The organism is Prochlorococcus marinus str. MIT 0919 (assembly GCF_027359375.1).
Classification (GTDB): domain Bacteria; phylum Cyanobacteriota; class Cyanobacteriia; order PCC-6307; family Cyanobiaceae; genus Prochlorococcus_D.
This window is the reverse complement of the sequence record NZ_CP114779.1, coordinates 80,790-97,489: the sequence shown is the minus strand read 5'-3', so window position 1 is coordinate 97,489 and position 16,700 is coordinate 80,790. Positions and strand designations below refer to the sequence as shown.

Here is a 16,700-nt window from a genome sequence, read left to right as displayed (position 1 = left end):
AGATAAAAACAAATTTAAACCAGACAATCCATTGTAATTATGTTTTGTCATCAAACTAAGGTTCTGACTTTTCAGAAGTATCAAAACCTGAACCAACTGTGTTATCTATGTTTTTACCTGGCCTATACCCTTTTGCCCAAATCTCACGAGTTTTCGAATTCAGTTGATCTCTATCCATTCCCCAAAGTTTTAATGTCTTGGTCATATCCTTTTGCAAAGTCTCAGCTCCGGGGAAGTCTGAATATCTGCTAAATAATCTTGCTAGATCAACAAGATCCTCGTCTGTGGGAGAAAGCTTTGAAAGCAAACGATCAACTAGTTCACGATCTATAGAATAAAGAGGGTGATTTTGATCTTTCATCAAAGGTTATCCTTAGTCAAACAGGCAAAAATGATCACAATAGTTCCCTAGAGCTACTAAGTTTGATCACATAGTAAACAAGGCTATGTTCGCTTTTCGCTTAGATCTAATAAATAGGTATTTAAAGCCTCATAGAAAGACATTGATACTTGGAGCAATAAGTCTAGTTGTCGTAAATCTTTTAAGTGTTGCAATTCCAATGGAAGTAAAGGGAATTGTTGATGCTTTAAAAGAAGGTTTCGCTTTTAAGGATGTTCTTAAGAATTCAATCTGGATTATTTTGCTTGCAACCATTATGGGAATAGTGCGGCTTATATCAAGGCAGCTTGTATTTGGAGTGGGTCGTCAAGTTGAAGTTGATCTAAGGCAGAAATTATTTGATCATTTATTGATCCAAGACCCAAGTTGGGTTCAAGAAATCGGCAGTGGAGAAGTAATAAGCAGAGCAACAAGTGATGTTGAAAATATTAGAAGGCTTCTTGGCTTTACCGTTTTAAGCCTTACAAATACCTTGTTGGCATATTGCTTTACCATCCCAGCCATGCTTGCAATTAGTCCATGGTTAACAATCGCAGCAATTTCTCTTTATCCATTAATGCTTGGGACAGTCGGATTATTTGGCGGAAGGATGGTTCGACAAAGGAGAAGACAACAAGAAGCTCTTTCTAGACTAAGTGAACTCATTCAAGAAGATCTTTCCGGGATTAGCGCTATAAAAATTTATGGCCAAGAGGCATCAGAGAAGCAAGCCTTCTCAAAGTTAAACAATAATTATAGAAATTCAGCGATTAATTTAGCTAGAACAGCCAGTACCTTATTCCCTCTTCTTCAAGGAATATCTTCAATCTCACTTTTGCTTCTAATAGCTTTAGGCAGTGGGCTGCTTGAAAAAGGTGCGCTTACTATAGGAGGCTTAATTGCCCTAATACTCTATGTTGAACGACTAGTTTTTCCTACAGCACTACTAGGCTTTACATTAAACACTTTCCAAATAGGACAAGTAAGTCTTGATCGTGTAGAAGAGCTATTAAATAGAAAGCCAAATATAAAAAACAAGTTTAAAACTAAAAGTCTTGCCAAGCCTGTTATAGGGAAACTAGAAGCTCGAGAACTTACTATCAATTACGAAGGGAGTAAAAGGGCAATACTAAACAAACTTAGTTTTGTCATTCAGCCTGGAGAACTAGTTGCAATAGTTGGTCCTGTTGGCTGCGGCAAAACAACCCTTGCAAGAGCAATTGGACGCATGATTAATGTATCCAAAGGACAACTGTTTCTAGATGAAAATGATATTATCGATTTAAAGCTTGAAGACCTTCGTAAAAACATCGCATTAGTCCCTCAAGAAGGTTACCTTTTTACAACTTCTCTTCAAGATAATCTTAAATACGGGGACCCCAAAGCAAGCAAAGATCAAGTAGAGGAATCTGCTATTCAAGCCAGATTAATTGACGATATAAAAGGTTTCCCAGATGGTTTTAATACATTAGTAGGGGAAAGAGGGATAACCTTAAGTGGAGGCCAACGTCAACGTACAGCACTCGGTAGAGCGCTTTTAATCAGTGCGCCAGTAATCGTTCTTGATGATGCTTTGGCAAGTGTTGACAATAAAACTGCTGCGGCAATACTTACATCTATCAGAAGTAAAACTAATAGAACAATTTTAATGATCAGCCACCAGCTTTCAGCCGCAGCTGCGTGTGATCGAATATTAGTTTTAAATGACGGAAGATTAGAACAAGAAGGAACTCATAAAGAACTAATAAGTATAGGTGGGCTTTACAAAAGGCTATGGGAAAGGGAGCAAGCCACGCAGGGGCTTAACTAAACTAAGTAGTTTTCCTTATGTAATTTTCTACCAAAATAGTTTAATTGATTACAACAAAAGACTTAACTCTTTTAGTTTGCTAAAGGTAAAGAAAATATGCTTAGGCAATGACTCCCACAAAGTACACCATCAGATGCAACCTTACATTTGGTGATATCTATATTCAAATCTTGGCATGGATGGCAGTCATTTTTGTTAGTCTTGCTGGGGGACTAGGTCTAATGGGCGCATCAAGGCCAATATTTGCACTTGTTGGTGTTGGTCTGATCTTAGTTATAAGCCTTCCATTCTTATTATTTGCCTTTGTAACTACCTTGCTGAATCATATAGAACTTGACCCACAACAATTAACTGAATGATTTCTCAATGTTTGCGAACTGGCTAAATCCAAAACCGATTAAAAATAAAACAATGAATTCCAAAGAGTGGTTCCACTATGTTTTAAAGACAAGATTAAATGAGCCCTTAAATCATGACGAAGAAGAAATATTTTTCGGTTGTGGGTGTTTCTGGGGTGCTGAGAAAGGGTTTTGGAAATTACCTGGCGTCAAAACAACTGCAGTCGGATATGCAGGTGGAGACTTTGATAATCCAAGTTATAAAGATGTATGCTCTGGAAGAACAGGTCACAGCGAGGTCGTTAAAGTTGTTTGGAATAAAAAAGTTATCGATTTAAGTGATCTTCTGAAATTATTTTGGGAATGTCATGATCCCACACAATATCATCGCCAAGGCAATGATAGAGGTACACAATATAGATCTGCTATATTCCCAACTAACAAAAATCAAATTGAACTAGTAATTGCTAGCAAAGAAAGATATCAAGAGCTTTTATCATTAAAAGGTTATGGAGCAATTCAAACTGAAATAAGTAATAATCAATTGTTCTACTATGCCGAAGAGTATCATCAGCAATATCTAGCAAAGCCAGGGAGCAGGCCCTATTGTTCTGCAATGCCTACACAAATATTGTTAGATAATTTTAAAGGTTCAAATTATAAGCTAGATAAATTAATTTGGTCTAACTTTGACTGGTCTATTAATCATTGTATACTTAGAAGCACAATTGAGCCTATAAGTCTTACAAGTATGAACAAGAATAAATAGCGATGAAAGAACCTCTTCCAGACAATACGGTTTTGTTAATTATTTTGGCTACGATACTATTAATATTTAGCTTTATATTTACCTTTAGGCCATCTAAATTCAATACAGAACCATCTATTCAATGGAAAGACTCATCGATAACATCGATCAAGTCAATGTCAGATCTAGAACAAACACTATAAATATATCCAAAGTAAATGTTTAAAGCTAATTACATGGATTAACAGAAATTGGATAATAAATTAAAAAAAGAAGACAGGAAAAGCTCAGTTGATATGAAACCAGTATCTAATAGTTTAATGAGGATTTATGCATTTTTTGCAATTTTATTAGTACTTATCCCAGAATGGTTGGCAGAAATTACAATTGAATTAGAAAACAAACATTCTCATAAAAAACTTCCCAAAACAGGGTTCGCTTGGAATGTGGAACCCGAGCTCAAAGTATCAACCTTACGATTCAGTGAATTAAGACTTTTAGCAAAGGAATTAAAAATAGAGGAATATGCAAGGCAATCTAAAAACTTGTTGGCAAAAAAAATTCTGCAGAAGCTAAAGAAAGAAATATCTACAAAAGGAAGTAGAAGATATTTTTTTGATTAGCGTATGATAACTTCATTTTACGGGGCGTAGCGCAGTTTGGTAGCGCACCACTTTGGGGTAGTGGGGGTCGTGGGTTCAAATCCCGCCGTTCCGATTAAGCATCATTGAATTTATTTCTACCCAATACCAATTTAAAGAGGTAATCAAAACCAGACGTTATGCAAAAGAAAGCATACTATAAAGGTTTTTATAGGTAAACAGTGGTTTTAAAATAGTTGTTTGAATAGAAAGGGATTAAGAGTAAATATAAAATAATCTCAGATATTAGTATTGTAGTTACGCAATAAGTTTGAAGAGTAAAGTATTTTTCTAAAAATATATTAATACCAGTCAACAAAAAAGAAAGATGTGATTCGAGCCTTAGTAATAGAAGACACTATTGGGCTATACGCTCAACTGCAGCACGAGATTTACTCAAGATGCTCCCCTTAAGAGGAACAAATCCTAATTCAGAAGCTTTGCTTTGTGCTTCATCAGTGAGTAAATAGTTCAATGACTCTTTAATGGCTTTTGTTTTAATACCATTCCCATTTTTATAGGCAAGGATCCATGTAAGAGTTGTAATTGGATATGCACCGCTTGCTGATGGGTTTGGATTAATACCCGCAAGGTTTTCATCTAAAGCAATTCCATTTAGTGCTTTAGATCCAGATTCAATGCTTGGCTTCAAGAATTCACCGGACAAATTCTGCAAAGCAGCTGCCTTGATGGAACCATTGATATATGACTGATTGAGATAGCCAATGGCACCTGGTGTATTTCTAATCACTCCTGCAACCCCTGCATTGCCTTTTCCTCCAATGCCAGAAGGCCATTTAACTGATTTACCAGTTCCTAATGTCCATTCTTCAGAGAAAGCCTCCATTGAATTAGTAAAAGCTTTGGTTGTCCCTGAACCATCAGAGCGATGGGCCCAAGTGAGTTTTTGGGCCTGGCAGCCAAGTTCACTCCAATTAGAGACTTTGCCAATAGCTACACGGACAGCCTGAACTTGAGTGAGCTTAAGTTCACACTCAGGGTTGTTGTAAGCAAATGCAATAGTCCCGCCAATCACGGGAATCTGAACAAGTCCTCGCGAGACCTTAGATATATCATTTAGTTTCATAGGATCATCAGAGGCGCCGAAATCAACAGTTTCATCTATGAAAGCTTTACGACCCGATCCCGAACCAACTGCTTGATAGTTAACCTTAGGACCACCAGATTTAGCCAGATCAGCAAACCAGCGCGTATAGATCTTGCTAGGGAATGAAGCACCTGCTCCACTCAATCTGGTGTTTGATATTGAATTAGATCCGCATGCAACAATACTAGTGGAAACTGATACTAAGCAAGCAGTTAGTAGGCTCTTTTTCGCAAAGGCCATAGTAAACTCGGGAATAAATCAAGCATCATTTATATAGCATTTCAAGGACAGCAAGAGCAAGATATAGGTTTTCTAAAAAGTGATTAATTTTGCAAGTTATTTCGAAAAATATTTAACAAACAATTGTATCACCTTAATTTATTATAAATTGTCAAAAACGTAAGTTTATTATCTGAAAATAAAACGATAAATAAAAGAAAATACAAGTGATTATGCAAATCAAAATCGCAAGGCTACTTTTGGCAAAAATAAGTAGAAACTACTATGGCATACTTCGAAAAATAAGGTTTTATTAATTATGAGTAGTTTCAAAACTTCCCAGATGTCTGCACTGGGAAGTTTTTTATTATAAATCTATAATCATTAAAAACTATTTTTCATCTTCTTCAAAAGCAGATTGTATTAATTTAAATGAGCTCAGTCCAACTGCCACGAAAATAAAAACAGTGATGGATAATAAAATAACAATCGTTGAGATTGGGAGGTCCAACTCACCAAATTTAACAGTAATGAAGTCGAAAATAAAATTCGCTATCATGCTGTGTTAATTAAATAAGACCAAACTAACAAAAATGATCCGAAAAAGAATCGGTAAATTACAAAAATAATTGTGCTATTCCTCTGAAGGAATTTTAAAAGGAAATCAATAGCAAACCACGATGTTATTGCTGCCGTAGCAATGCCAACGAATAAAGGTAAAAGACCTCCTGAATACCCTGAGTGAATTGCATCTTTAATTTCAACCAGACCGGAAAAAGTAATTGCAGGTATCCCAATCAAGAATGAAAACCTGGCTGCCGAATTACGATCTAATCCTCTTATCAGGCCTGCCGTAATCGTCACTCCAGAGCGAGAAGCACCTGGTATTAAAGCAATTACTTGAGCCAAACCAACAAAAAAACCGTCAAAGCCACTAATCTTTTCAAAACTTTTATGAGCACTAGAATATTTTTCTGCAATGGCAAGAATAGAAGCCATAATTATTGAGATAATTCCTATAGAAGAGAGCGTCCTTAATTGAGAAATCTGGTAGCCAGGCCAAAAAAACTTAACTATTACTCCTGCAAATAAAATTGGCAAAGTAGCCATTATTAAAGAATTTGCCAATATTGCGTTCGGTTTAGACCAATTCCCTCTTAAGAAAGTTGCAGAGAAACCTTTGGCTACAGATCTGAGATCATTTGAAAAATAAACAAAAACAGCAATGATACTTCCAAATTGTATTGCCGCAGTCACGGATACTCCTGGATCGCCCCAACCAAGTAGAACAGGGATGACCTTTAGGTGCGCAGTACTACTTATTGGTAAAAACTCCGTGCAGCCTTGAATAAAACCCAACACAAACTGTCTAAAACACTCTTCTAAAAACATTGAAGTATTTAAAAGTGAGCAAAACGAAGGTACATACATATATAAATTTGTCAGATAAAAATCAATTCATATGAACTGTTTCCTTAAAGGTAACTAGCCTAAGTAAAAGTGCTTTATTAAATGAGCAACACCATTCATAGAATCTCCTTCTCAACGCTTGCAATAATAATTGGATTGGCATTTTCCCCAATCAGAGCTCAAGCTGCCTACTGGTTGGTAATGGGAAGTTATCGACAAGGGCCAGGCTCAAGGCCAGAGGTTAGCGGTATTACTAGCCCATCACTTTATGCAATTCCAATGAAATCTCTTGAATTATGCCAACAAGCAGGAGAGAAAATAACCAAAGCAATTTACAAGCCTGTTTGGCAATTCGACAATCGTTGGACTTGCGTATATAACGGTGATCAATAACCAGCAATTATCATTTAAGCAAAAGACAATTCGACTTATCTAACTCAAATATTATCTCTTGACATCATGAGCGCAGCCGTCGCCTCCATATTTTTCTGTATTGTAATAACCATTCTTAGTTCCAAAATATATAGTTATGCCGACAAAGGGTATTGCTGACCATAATAAAATATTCCCAAGGTCCATAATAAAAAAATACTTTTCTTAAGTTAAACCTATTTTAAAACATAATTCGGCAAATATTAGGAAACTAATACTAGTCCTTAAAAGAATCTTTCAAAGATAGGATTAATCCCTAGTTTTATTATCAAGAAGAACAACGCTATCCACGAAATAAGAAACGTAAAAACAAGGGTCAATCCTTTAAAGATAGGTTCAAAATATGCCTTGTCTGCGTTCAACCTCATTGTATTCTTGCACTCTTCTACTTGTGAAGCATTTAACCTGAAATAATCTGACATTGGAATACGGCATTCCGAAAACCTTTGATACAGTTGTTTACAGATAAAACCAGAGTTATCAGTCTTAACATGGGCAACCAGAACCCCTGGTTTTAATAATTTTTGGGCTTTATCTATATTATTTGCCACCCCTATTATATGCAGGTCTTTATTTTTAATTAAATAGATATAAGATTCCATTGGTTTGTAATTACTTTTTAAAGTATAAAAATTATTATAGGGTAATTTTATCGAGAGAGTTGAAAAGTGAAATTTTGAGCTGAAGAATTCTAGGTTAGTTTAAGGGAAAAATAAAGTCATGTAATAGACACTTTGATAAAATATATTTGATAAAAACCTTTAAAAAACTATAAAAGGTTTTTATAGTATAATTAACAAGCTAGCTAAGCTGCCAAGGGGTATTCTCGTGAAGAAGCACTTATTCTAATTCTTTGCTCAAGGGTTGGACCGTAAGACGTATGACCCCAAATCTCAACTTTGGAGGCCTCTGGTGCCATAAATACTATTGTCTCAAAAGAAAAAATAACACGCTCTAAAAAATAATTATCTGGGCCAATACACCTAATGACTAGCATGCTACTAGTCTTATTTCTGTAAGAAAATTCAATCATAAATGCATATATGCAAAGCCACTAAAGCCCTAAATTAAAGAAATTGCTGTATAAACAATTACTAATATGAATATAAGCAATGAAAATTTTTTTCAAATTGCTCAGAAGGGTCTACCTACATATAAAATCTCACGTAATTGATTAATATCAATCAATACACTACTGTCAATAGTATTTAGACTTTCCTGAGGAATAGCAGTTTCTATCATCCTAACAAAAGTTTTTAAAGATTTTCCTTGCAATGCGCTTCCCCTTTGATGAAACATTTCATTCTCTTGATCTACTTTCCATTTAAATGTAGAAGAGAAATCAGTTGCTCTAATATGCCAAATTCTATGAATTAGTTCCCAAATAGGAAGGTATTGCTTAAGAGAGTGCTGGATTTTTTCTCTATATTTAATTTCTAAATCTGTTAATTTTGGTGTAAATAAATCTGTTTTGTTTCCTTTTACTTTTAATGGTTTACAACCCAGGAACCAACCTTCGATAATCAATATTTTAGGTTGGGTATTGATCCAAGTCGATCTGTCTCCCATTCCATTTCTTAAAGATTTATCAAACTTTGGAGCAAGTAATTTGCCAGAGTCTATCCATTGCAGAATAGTGTCTTCCAGAAGTTGTATATCATGACTTCCAGGGATTCCTCTAGGCACATTCCAAGGATTGTCCTTCATAACTTTATCGAGTTCTTCACCAGTAAAATAAAAATCATCTAATGAAATAACATTAATATCTATACCAATTTGGTTTGAAGATTCTTCCAACCACCTTCCTAAACTAGATTTACCACAGCCAGGTAAAGCTGATATACCAATGATTCTCTTGGAATTTTCGAGGTTGCAAGAATTTTTAATTTGAGTAAGTAAAGGTATTCCTAACCCCCAAACCCAATCTTTTCTTGTCCCTTTCGACCAATAATTAGAGGCTAGGTTCTCTGCATCTAATGACATCCAAAAAGATATCCAATCTGAAAATTTCCAACCCATATCAGCTAACAATTCATGAAACCCTTTTTTAGGAAATTTAATACTTGAATTTATACTCTCTGGCCAAAGACTAGATGAAGTTAATATTTCTTCTGATTTTTCTTTATTTAAATCCATATAAAATCTAGACAGAATTTAATAAATTTCTAATCGATATAGCCCATCCCTCTGCATGAGGTTTTGGAGCTAGAATATATTCACCTTTTTCTATCCCTTCTAATAAGAATTCATTAGGACCTTTATTTCCGGGAACAACAATTGAATAATCGGCAGCTTCTAATAAAGGGATATCATTATGAGAATCTCCTAGCCCTATTATTTTGACATCTGGTTTATTTAAATATTGCTTTAATTTAAGAACTGCTAAGCCTTTATGACTCGCTTGCGAAAGTAAATGACTCATCCTATTACCTTTATATATATTAGCATCAAATTTCTTTGCGATTTCAATTAATTTGTCTCTATCAGAAGATGGTGGATTTAAGAAAGGAACACTCCATTTTCTATCAAGAGCTTTCAATATCGCATCACCCTTTAGTCCTGTAAGGGATTTTATTTCTGCATGAGACAAGTCGTTAAGAGGTTTTAGTGAATAACCTATTTCTTGAGAAATTGAATCTAATATGAGCCTCAATTCCTTAAAACTTTTACCCAATATTAATTCCCATTCTTTTCTTTTTGATGCTTCAAATCCATATATTGCACCTCCATTTTCAACGATATAGGGATCATTCAATCCTAGTTCTTCCCTAAGACTTCTAACCTCTGTAGCTGTTTTACTAGTACAAGGAATAATTGGTATACCAATATCTTTGAGCCAGCTAATTGTTGGCAGTGCAGGATCATAATTATAGTCATGATCCATTAAAGTTCCGTCAATATCTGTTACTATCCACCAGTCTTTTGAAATAATCATGAGTTTAAAATAATGGAATCAGCCAATGAGCAGAATAAGGACTCAACTCGATGCGGTTTTGATGAGATTTAAAGTTATTCAAGCAATCTTTCCAAGAAGAAATAAATTTGCCTTCGACTCTTAAAATATTAGAAAGGGAATAGCATAACTTTGCATTTGTCATATTATAAATCGCCATCAAAGTATCACGGCCTTCTCCTCGAAATAGTATTACAAGATCACTACGATTCTTAGTAACACATTTCATTGGTTGATCTGGGTGAAAAGATCTTAGCTCTCTTCTAAGATTCATAGCTTTTTTTAGTAATTTCAAATTTCTGCTTGGCAAAGATTGTTCGTCTTCTAATTTGTTAAATAACGTAGATGCTTCAAATCTCTCTCTATTTAAGTCTCTCCTCTCACCAGATTTAGTAAAAGTTTTCAAGTCATTTTCAGATGCCATTAATGCTTGCAAGTAAAAAGCAGGTACACCTTTTAATGACATTACAAATAACTGACTTAAAATAAATCTCTCAAATTGAAATAATGAAGAATCTCTTCCATCATTTTTCATTGCACTCCACCAACTTATATTTAATTCGTACGGTTTATCTTCACCGTTAGATAATCTTCTATGGCTAATCAAACCGCCTCTATTTTCACAGGCTATTAATAAATTTCGCATTCTATTTTTATCCATTAACCCTTCTAAAGGTCGTAAACCTATACCATCATGTGAAGAAGTAAAGTTAAGAAAGCCAGTATTTTTCGGCAATTCAGGCCAAGAACAGAGCCAATTATTTAAGAGATCACATTTATTAGATATTAAAGCTTCAAGTAATAATGGTGGCAATGGAAAATTATATGCAAGGTGAGCCTCATCACCAGATTGGAGATAAGATATATTTTCCTTCTCAGGAACATTGGTTTCAGTAATTAAAACACCTTCCGAAAAAATTTGTTCCATTTCTATTCTTAATGACCTAACTAACTGATGAACTTGAGTCCTATGAAGACAAGTAGTTCCTGATTCTTTCCATATATATCCAACAGCATCAAGCCTTATCCATTTTATTCCAGATTTTATATACCTTATAATTAATTTTAAAAACTCAATAACTATATATGGTTCTTTCCAATTAACATCAATTTGGTCAGGTCCAAAAGTTGTCCAAACCTCTTTAGTCCCATTTATAGTTGCTAAGCTTGTAAAAAGAGAGCTACTTCTAGGTCTTATAACATTACTCCAATCATCAGAATGTTGTGGTGAAAATATATACTTACTTCCAGGTTCTTTTGACTTTATAAATTGCTGAACCCATGGATGTGAAGATGAAACATGGTTTAAAACCAAATCTGCCATCAATATATGTTCTTTAGAAAGATCATTTAAATCTTCCCAACCTCCAAAGCGAGGTTCCAACTTCTCATAATCAGAGACAGCAAAGCCTCCATCACTTGTAGAGCATAGGAAAGGTAGGATATGTATTACAGAAGAAAGATCAGTTAAGTAATTATCAATGAGTTTTTTAAGTGTCTTTAAGCTAGGTTCTCCTTGTTGATATATACCATCCGCATATGTGATCAAAACGGCAGTAGAAGAATCCCATAGCTCAGCTTTTTTTTCAGAGGCAATGTCTCGACAACCATCCTCATTCAAAATCTGCAGCAATTGCGACCACATATAATTGAATTCTTCTGCAGAGTGGTCGCTGTAAACTTCTTTGAGTAATCCACTCAACTTCTTTAGTGGCTGTTGCGATCCTGTCACTGAGTATTTACCAATACTTTGCACAGGATCATTAGAACACTACTTACATTCTGTTGCACTAAATACCGAATGGACTTTCAACAGGGTTTGATAACAACAATTCATGAGTATGGGGTTGCTGGAGATTCTCTAGACAACTTAAGGCAAGGGCTATCAAAAAGACCCACCTCCATCTTGATACCTTGCTTGTTCGAAGAATTCAGAAGGCCTGCTTTGAAGCTCATCAGAGATGTTCTGAAAAATTTAGATGGATTAAATGAACTTGTAATTGCTTTATCAGCCAACTCAAGAGAAGAAGTCTTAGAAGCCAAGGCATTCTTCGAAACAATGCCTTACCCAGTGCATGTTCAATGGACAAATAGTCCTTCTGTAATTGAACTACTCCAAACTCAAGCAAATAACGGCTTGGATTTAATTGGAACACCAGGCAAAGGCTGGGCCGTTTGGCAAGGCATTGGTATAGCCACTCGAAGTTCAGAAGTCGTAGCTCTATTTGATGCAGATATAAGAACTTTTAGTTCTGCATATCCGATCAGAATGCTTCAGCCCTTGCTTGAGCCATCTCATGGCATCTCATACGTAAAAGCTTTCTATAGTCGATTGTCTTTAGAAACAAATGCTCTTCAAGGAAGAGCAACAAGGCTTTTTGTTGGCCCTCTATTAACTTCATTGGAACAATTAGTTGGCCATGGTTCTTTCCTTGAATACCTAAAAGAATTTAGATATCCGCTTGCTGGAGAATTTGCTTTTACAAAAGATCTTGGAATGAATCTAAGAATCCCTTGCGATTGGGGATTGGAAATTGGACTTTTATCAGAGGTTTATAAGAATGTAAGGATTTCAAGGATTGCACAAGTGGATCTAGGGATATTTGATCACAAGCATAAAGGTATTGGACAGAACCCAAAAGAAGGTCTTCAAAAAATGTGTACAGAGATCCTCTCTAGTGTTTTAAGAGGATTAATGGAACATCAAGCTGAATCATTATCAGATTCACAACTTTCAAACTTAGAAGTCCTTTTTAGGCGCGTTGGGCAAGATCGAGTTAAACAATTCGGGTTGGATTCGGCCGTTAATCAACTTCCTTATAACAGGCATGAAGAAGAGCTGGCTATACAGAAATTTTCTAAAATCATTAGGCCAGCAATACTAAAATTCCTGGAATCACCCGTAACGCAACAATTACCTTGCTGGGCAAGAGTTTTAGCTTGTGAGAACAGACTCCAGGAAGACTTAGCAGAAGCTGGTAAAGGCTAAAGAACCACTTAAGAACAAATTAAAATCGTCTGAAAATCATAAATTAAATATTTTGATAAAAAGATCTTTGTAAAAAACCATAGCTAAATATTCCAAAGAAGTTATCTTAAGTTTGAGCCAATACTAGCTCTAATGATTCCTTGTTTCTTAACAAAGGGGGAGCTACATAGGCAGGCATTTTTAATTAATTTACAGACTAATTTTTCTGCACAAAAACAATGATTAATGATTTCAAATCAATCAAGCATAAAGATATAAATGATAATTATGTTCTTAATCTAATTGATTTCTTTGAAAAGTTTGATGCTGGCAATCCATACATGAGAGCTGCTATCTCAGAACTGCAGGATTCTATGCCAGAAAATTTATTGAAAACAAAATCTGATTGGTTTATAACTTGGTCTCAAGCAGGTAGAAGGTAATCCAAATAATAGGTATATTTATTTATTAGAGTTGCAAACGCAATCTAAGAAGAAAGTTAAACTTAATAATACTAGGCTAGGAAAATTCACTTAAGGCAACAAAATATTCATTTTGAGGGGATATATATCTTAATCAACCTTAGAGAAGTGCTAAGTCTTTGACTTTTGAAAATAAAGAATTTTGTTGGGTGATGCAAACTAAATATCTTGATTTGGTTAGGAGTTATTACGCATTGCTACTAGCCCAAATTCCAATAAAAACGCCCAGAACCAAATTAATACCGGCTTTTATTGCCCCCTTTGGAAATTGAGTGTCTAACCAATTGTAAATAAAAGGACACTACAAAAGAAGTTTTTGATGTATTAATAGCACTGTTTACTATCAGTCATGATTCCTCTTAACTTCGCATCTCTTCTTGGTACACCAGCTCCTTCGGCTGCTTACATTGGTATAGCTTTTATAGCTCTCTTCGCAGTAATGGCAGTATTAGTTGGTCCTGACTATGACCAAATGAATTATCCTTCCAAAAAAGATTAAAGACCAATAGAGATTATTTAAAAACCCAAAAGGGGCTTCTCACGCAAGGAAGCCCCTTTTAATATATGTAGATTTAAGGCAAGGAGGAGGAGCTGCTAGTCAGCTGATTTCTAACGAATATTCATACAAGTTTTAAAGTTAATAAACCCAATAGCTAATGTCAGCAGACCTTTCTTGGCTTATTAAAATTAAGCAGTAAACTTAGATAAATATATATTTTTTTGTTAGGAGCCACCTCATAAGTGCAAGTTTTAGGCAGCTTTGGATTTTTTAAGCTCTCTATGATGGTCCTCTAATGCTTGCAGGAGAGCCTGAGTTAAGCGCTCCTTGCCTTTGGACTTTGATTCATCTAATGCGCTTTCGAGAGAAGAACGAGCGTCCTTTTCCATGGAATGGGGGCCTTGTGATTGGATTTTCGATGACAAACGAAGGTATAAGTACAAAAAAGACTCTTTTCAAGTTCGGTTCCCCTAACCAGTTTGGATATAGAAAATTTTCTCTCCAAAACGTCTTTATTAGTTTTACTTTTCAAATCAACCCAAAAGAGATAGTTCAACCAAACAGGTTGGCTGAATGACCATCAATCACCTCCTCCATTACAACTCCACACTTTGTCAGGAAGTCCTTTGAAAGCGACTGTCCTCTCTACACAATCGTTTTGATTTCTGGCCCATTCGGAAAGTGGCATTAAAGAAGCTGCAATTGAAACTAAGCTTGCAGTGCTTAAGACGGCCAAGCTCGGAAAGGCATATGCCTGGATGATCTCCTTAATATTCATACGGAACCAAGTTGTTTAAAATAATGACCAATATTTAACATACCAAGCGACTGCATCAAGAAACATTTGCATCTAGCAAAGGCAAAGAAGAAGATATAAGCAACTTAAAACCATAAACTCTCGAAAAAAGGCTTGTAGAATCAATGTATCCTAAAGATTAAACATTGCATTCATTAGAAAAATTAGCTATCTATGAAATTAACCATAGTTTATTTCTAATGGCTGTTATTAATTTAAAAAGAAAGAAGTCAATTTTAGACAGATTGTTTGATGGCCCTCTAAATCCTATATACAAGCAAAAAAGAGTAGCTCCTAATAAAGTACTCGATATCAAGAAAGCAAACAGAGATGCAATTGATGCATATTTGAAAGTCTTATCGAAAGGTGGGTCCTGGCTATCATAAGCTAATAAATTTTTTGTTCTTCTAACAAATTGCCGAAAAATTCCATTATGCTAGTAAAAATATAGATAGTTTCTAGAGTCTAATGCAATTTTACGTTGTTACTTGTGTAGTTCCTTCTGAGACTCAAGATGAAGGCTACACCGCTTTCATAAAGTATATGGAAGATGGTGCAAAGATGGATAAGTTTGAGGGATTTGAATTAATAGCTAGATTGCATATGCCTGAATCAGGAGAACTTTGTATTATATGCAAAGCATCTGATTCAAAAGCGCTCTTTAAGCATTTTATGTTTTGGAGATCCGCGTTTGGTTGTGAATTCCTTTATAGGCCTGCTTTAACATGTGCGGAAATGGTTGAGATGCAAAAGCTTCACAATGCTGATCTAGAAGAAAAAGGTTTTTGATTTACTGATGAAATCTAGATTGGCTTATTGATTTAATAAAAAATAGAAACAAGTGATATTTTCAGTCTATTCCTTTAACAGTTCTAGTATTATCTCAAATTTAACAATAAAACCAATGCATTTAAGAAGTAATCCCAAGAAAATATTTAAAGGTTGTAAATCCAATTGTCGTAGGCAACAGGGTATACATTCTTATACTCAAAATATATATTTTAAAACAAATAACTATTTGAATTAACAACTATGATTAGTGATTCAAGATTTGCTTTTGAGAAGTGCATATGTCGCTTATCAGTCAAGAAGATCACAGAAAAAATTCAAATTAACTTTGAGCAAAGCATCAATATTAATTAAAACCTCTGATATATGTATAATTACTCTTAATATAAAAGTTATATCTTCTGATCTAAACAATCTAGAAAAAATCCAATGCAGGACCTTAGTCAAATCGATCTGGGATCGTCAATTCTTTCCATTGTCTTAATCATGGGTTTTGTAGCCTTTGGCTTTCTGGTATTAAGAGTATTGCTTATAGGTATATCAGCAGCTTTCAAAAAAATTCGAGGAAACAAACCCAGCTAAGACCTTCTCCTCTACTGATAACTAAATAAGACTTAAATAAAGCGCCCAGTTTAATGAATTAAAAAATATATCTATAACAAAAAAGAAGTTGGCTAAAACTGGACTTATTAAGCGAATTAGAAGTTAGTATATAAAACCATATTTATTGAGTTGTGGAAGGAGTAGACAATTTTAGTGACCTTTTTCAAATTGGCTCTGAGGTTTCCATAGATGTCAATAGAATCAAGGATAGGATCCCTGAAGAGCTTTTTAAAAAGCTTCAAAAAGACTCTTCTGGAGTGATCATCGACTATAAAATCACTGATGGAACTGACATTGGATTTTTCATAAAGTTAGATGATGAATCAACTCACTGGTTCTTTAACAAAGAACTTCGAGAGAATGCAGGCAAGATTAAAGCAATTAAAACAAATAAAAATACTAATATAAAGCCAAATAGAATAATTAGTTATCAATATACGGAACATTCAAAAGAGTTAGCCTATATCCTTAACCCTCTTAATTTTGCAAAATGGCTTATATACTCCTCCAAAGATATTTTCTAAA

The 16,700-nt window shown here is 34.8% G+C and carries 21 protein-coding genes and 1 tRNA gene; 12 read left to right on the top strand and 10 right to left on the bottom strand.

Annotated elements, in window-relative coordinates; genetic code table 11:
* Positions 1 to 55: 55 nt before the first annotated feature.
* Positions 56 to 361 (bottom strand): DUF3288 family protein, encoded by a 306-nt coding sequence (locus O5635_RS00760; protein WP_036903378.1) that lies wholly within the window; start codon positions 359 to 361, stop codon positions 56 to 58.
* 85 nt (positions 362 to 446) lie between these two features.
* Between O5635_RS00760 and O5635_RS00755 the strand changes: the two genes are divergently transcribed.
* From O5635_RS00755 to O5635_RS00735, 5 genes are all read left to right on the top strand, one after another.
* Positions 447 to 2,189 (top strand): ABC transporter ATP-binding protein, encoded by a 1,743-nt coding sequence (locus tag O5635_RS00755; protein WP_036903380.1) that lies wholly within the window; start codon positions 447 to 449, stop codon positions 2,187 to 2,189.
* Between the two features lie 107 nt (positions 2,190 to 2,296).
* On the top strand, positions 2,297 to 2,548 hold the full coding sequence (locus tag O5635_RS00750) for a hypothetical protein (protein WP_036903382.1): 252 nt from the start codon (positions 2,297 to 2,299) through the stop codon (positions 2,546 to 2,548).
* 7 nt (positions 2,549 to 2,555) lie between these two features.
* The gene (msrA, locus tag O5635_RS00745) at positions 2,556 to 3,296 is read left to right on the top strand and encodes a peptide-methionine (S)-S-oxide reductase MsrA (RefSeq protein WP_036903384.1); all 741 of its coding nucleotides are present in this window, start codon (positions 2,556 to 2,558) and stop codon (positions 3,294 to 3,296) included.
* A 230-nt stretch (positions 3,297 to 3,526) separates the two neighbouring features.
* Entirely contained in the window at positions 3,527 to 3,898 is a 372-nt protein-coding gene (locus O5635_RS00740) for a hypothetical protein (protein WP_052043075.1), read from the top strand.
* A gap of 20 nt (positions 3,899 to 3,918) precedes the next feature.
* Positions 3,919 to 3,992 (top strand) — tRNA-Pro (locus O5635_RS00735).
* A gap of 282 nt (positions 3,993 to 4,274) precedes the next feature.
* Here O5635_RS00735 and pstS read toward each other — a convergent pair.
* Positions 4,275 to 5,264: a phosphate ABC transporter substrate-binding protein PstS gene (gene pstS, locus O5635_RS00730; RefSeq protein WP_036903387.1), complete on the bottom strand. Its 990-nt coding sequence runs from the start codon at positions 5,262 to 5,264 to the stop codon at positions 4,275 to 4,277.
* A gap of 534 nt (positions 5,265 to 5,798) precedes the next feature.
* Complete coding sequence (locus O5635_RS00725; protein ID WP_036903390.1) at positions 5,799 to 6,635, bottom strand: undecaprenyl-diphosphate phosphatase; 837 nt, start codon at positions 6,633 to 6,635, stop codon at positions 5,799 to 5,801.
* Positions 6,636 to 6,755: 120 nt separating this feature from the next.
* Here O5635_RS00725 and O5635_RS00720 point away from each other — a divergent pair, with 120 nt between their 5' ends.
* A complete protein-coding gene (locus O5635_RS00720; protein ID WP_036903392.1) occupies positions 6,756 to 7,046 on the top strand; it encodes a hypothetical protein in 291 nt (96 codons plus the stop codon).
* Positions 7,047 to 7,309: 263 nt separating this feature from the next.
* Here O5635_RS00720 and O5635_RS00715 read toward each other — a convergent pair whose 3' ends face one another.
* From O5635_RS00715 to O5635_RS00695, 5 genes are all read right to left on the bottom strand, one after another.
* Entirely contained in the window at positions 7,310 to 7,687 is a 378-nt protein-coding gene (locus tag O5635_RS00715; RefSeq protein ID WP_036903395.1) for a GIY-YIG nuclease family protein, read from the bottom strand.
* 203 nt (positions 7,688 to 7,890) lie between these two features.
* Positions 7,891 to 8,118, bottom strand: a complete 228-nt coding sequence (locus O5635_RS00710) for a DUF1830 domain-containing protein (RefSeq protein ID WP_036903397.1) — start codon at positions 8,116 to 8,118, stop codon at positions 7,891 to 7,893.
* Positions 8,119 to 8,219: 101 nt separating this feature from the next.
* Entirely contained in the window at positions 8,220 to 9,221 is a 1,002-nt protein-coding gene (locus tag O5635_RS00705; protein ID WP_052043078.1) for a uridine kinase, read from the bottom strand.
* Between the two features lie 7 nt (positions 9,222 to 9,228).
* A complete protein-coding gene (gene yedP, locus O5635_RS00700; RefSeq protein ID WP_036903400.1) occupies positions 9,229 to 10,020 on the bottom strand; it encodes a mannosyl-3-phosphoglycerate phosphatase-related protein YedP in 792 nt (263 codons plus the stop codon).
* A 4-nt stretch (positions 10,021 to 10,024) separates the two neighbouring features.
* Positions 10,025 to 11,794, bottom strand: a complete 1,770-nt coding sequence (locus O5635_RS00695) for an alpha-amylase family glycosyl hydrolase (protein ID WP_152557328.1) — start codon at positions 11,792 to 11,794, stop codon at positions 10,025 to 10,027.
* Between the two features lie 45 nt (positions 11,795 to 11,839).
* On the opposite strand from O5635_RS00695, the gene O5635_RS00690 reads away from it, so the two are divergent.
* The 3 genes from O5635_RS00690 to O5635_RS00680 all read left to right on the top strand — a co-directional run bounded on the left by O5635_RS00690 (position 11,840) and on the right by O5635_RS00680 (position 13,987).
* Positions 11,840 to 13,027: a glycosyl transferase gene (locus tag O5635_RS00690; protein WP_036903405.1), complete on the top strand. Its 1,188-nt coding sequence runs from the start codon at positions 11,840 to 11,842 to the stop codon at positions 13,025 to 13,027.
* A 218-nt stretch (positions 13,028 to 13,245) separates the two neighbouring features.
* Positions 13,246 to 13,449, top strand: a complete 204-nt coding sequence (locus O5635_RS00685; RefSeq protein WP_081934331.1) for a hypothetical protein — start codon at positions 13,246 to 13,248, stop codon at positions 13,447 to 13,449.
* A 388-nt stretch (positions 13,450 to 13,837) separates the two neighbouring features.
* A complete protein-coding gene (locus O5635_RS00680) occupies positions 13,838 to 13,987 on the top strand; it encodes a hypothetical protein (RefSeq protein WP_193742041.1) in 150 nt (49 codons plus the stop codon).
* A 251-nt stretch (positions 13,988 to 14,238) separates the two neighbouring features.
* On the opposite strand, the gene O5635_RS00675 is transcribed toward O5635_RS00680, so the two are convergent.
* Together O5635_RS00675 and O5635_RS00670 are read right to left on the bottom strand one after the other, a co-directional pair.
* On the bottom strand, positions 14,239 to 14,376 hold the full coding sequence (locus O5635_RS00675; RefSeq protein WP_193742042.1) for a hypothetical protein: 138 nt from the start codon (positions 14,374 to 14,376) through the stop codon (positions 14,239 to 14,241).
* Between the two features lie 191 nt (positions 14,377 to 14,567).
* Entirely contained in the window at positions 14,568 to 14,723 is a 156-nt protein-coding gene (locus O5635_RS00670; RefSeq protein ID WP_269607655.1) for a hypothetical protein, read from the bottom strand.
* A 206-nt stretch (positions 14,724 to 14,929) separates the two neighbouring features.
* Here O5635_RS00670 and O5635_RS00665 point away from each other — a divergent pair, with 206 nt between their 5' ends.
* From O5635_RS00665 to O5635_RS00655, 3 genes are all read left to right on the top strand, one after another.
* Positions 14,930 to 15,169 carry a hypothetical protein gene (locus O5635_RS00665; protein WP_036903410.1) on the top strand — a complete coding sequence of 80 codons (240 nt, stop codon included), beginning with the start codon at positions 14,930 to 14,932 and terminating at the stop codon, positions 15,167 to 15,169.
* Positions 15,170 to 15,251: 82 nt separating this feature from the next.
* A complete protein-coding gene (locus O5635_RS00660; protein ID WP_036903412.1) occupies positions 15,252 to 15,572 on the top strand; it encodes a DUF3303 domain-containing protein in 321 nt (106 codons plus the stop codon).
* Between the two features lie 734 nt (positions 15,573 to 16,306).
* Positions 16,307 to 16,699 carry a DUF2862 domain-containing protein gene (locus O5635_RS00655; protein WP_052043079.1) on the top strand — a complete coding sequence of 131 codons (393 nt, stop codon included), beginning with the start codon at positions 16,307 to 16,309 and terminating at the stop codon, positions 16,697 to 16,699.
* Position 16,700 lies beyond the last annotated feature (1 nt).